At 47.4% G+C, this 1,656-nt stretch carries 1 rRNA gene; it reads right to left on the bottom strand.

From position 1 onward, the window contains the following. Window positions 1–1,558, bottom strand: a 23S ribosomal RNA gene (locus FHL06_RS12735); the annotation flags it as partial. Window positions 1,559–1,656: the final 98 nt, after the last annotated feature.

The raw sequence follows: 1,656 nt of genomic DNA, 5'->3' as shown, positions 1-1,656 counted from the left end.
GTCCTTAAAGAGCTAAGCATTTGACTCAACTCAAGACTTACTGCTTGGACGCGCATATCCATCAGCGCGCACACATCATCCTCCTGCGTTCTTCCATCGTTCAAACAAAATAAACTAGTACAGGAATATCAACCTGTTATCCATCGATTACACCTCTCGGTCTCATCTTAGGCCCCGACTAACCCTGGGAGGACGAGCCTTCCCCAGGAAACCTTAGTCTTGCGGCCGACCAGATTCTCACTGGTCTTTCGTTACTCATACCGGCATTCTCACTTCTAAGAACTCCACTGCTCCTCACGGTACAGCTTCAATGCTCTTACAACGCTCTCCTACCACGTGTCTTACGACACATCCACAGTTTCGGTATCATGCTTAGCCCCGGTACATTTTCGGCGCAGAATCACTCGACTAGTGAGCTATTACGCACTCTTTGAATGAATGGCTGCTTCTGAGCCAACATCCTAGTTGTCTATGCGTTTCCACATCCTTTTCCACTTAGCATGAATTTTGGGACCTTAACTGGTGATCTGGGCTGTTTCCCTTTCGACGGTGGATCTTATCACTCATCGTCTGACTCCCGGGTATAGATCAATGGTATTCGGAGTTTATCTGAATTCAGTAACCCAAGACGGGCCCCTAGTCCAAACAGTGCTCTACCTCCACGATCCTAATCCCCGAGGCTAACCCTAAAGCTATTTCGGAGAGAACCAGCTATCTCCAAGTTCGTTTGGAATTTCACCGCTACCCACAACTCATCTCAGCATTTTTCAACATACACGAGTTCGGTCCTCCAATGCGTTTTACCGCATCTTCAACCTGGTCATGGGTAGGTCACTTGGTTTCGGGTCTACGTCAACATACTTAGTCGCCCTATTCAGACTCGCTTTCGCTCCGGCTCCGACTTTTCATCTTAACCTTGCATGTTAACGTAACTCGCCGGTTCATTCTACAAAAGGCACGCCATCACCCATAAACGGGCTCTGACTACTTGTAGGCACACGGTTTCAGGATCTATTTCACTCCCCTTCCGGGGTTCTTTTCACCTTTCCCTCACGGTACTGGTTCACTATCGATCACTAGGGAGTATTTAGCCTTGGGAGATGGTCCTCCCAGATTCCGACGGAGTTTCTCGTGTTCCGCCGTACTCAGGATACTGAATGGAGTGGGTCGGATTTCGTTTACGAGGCTTTCACTCTCTTTGGCCAAGCTTTCCAACTTGTTCAACTATCTTCACCTTTTGTTCTCACAACATCAGTCCTACAACCCTAAAGAGCAAGCTCTTTAGTTTGGGCTGTTCCCGTTTCGCTCGCCGCTACTCAGGGAATCGAATTTCTTTCTCTTCCTGCAACTACTTAGATGTTTCAGTTCATTGCGTGTTCCTCTTGATCGCTATGTATTCACGAACAAGTAAATATCCATTACGATATTTGGGTTCCCCCATTCGGAGATCCCCGGATCAAAGCTTACTTACAGCTCCCCGAGGCGTATCGTCGTTAGTTACGTCCTTCATCGGCTCCTAGTGTCTAGGCATCCACCGTGCGCCCTTTATAACTTAATCTTAAATCTCGACAAATGCGGTCACTGACCGCATGTCGCGCAGTTTTCGGTGTTTCTTTAATTCATTAATTCTTAATATCCAGTTTTCAAGGTACGAGT

The organism is Companilactobacillus halodurans, from assembly GCF_009600985.1.
Taxonomy (GTDB): Bacteria; Bacillota; Bacilli; order Lactobacillales; family Lactobacillaceae; genus Companilactobacillus; species Companilactobacillus halodurans.
Note: the sequence above shows the minus strand (reverse complement) of the source record. Positions and strands in the feature narration are given on the sequence as shown.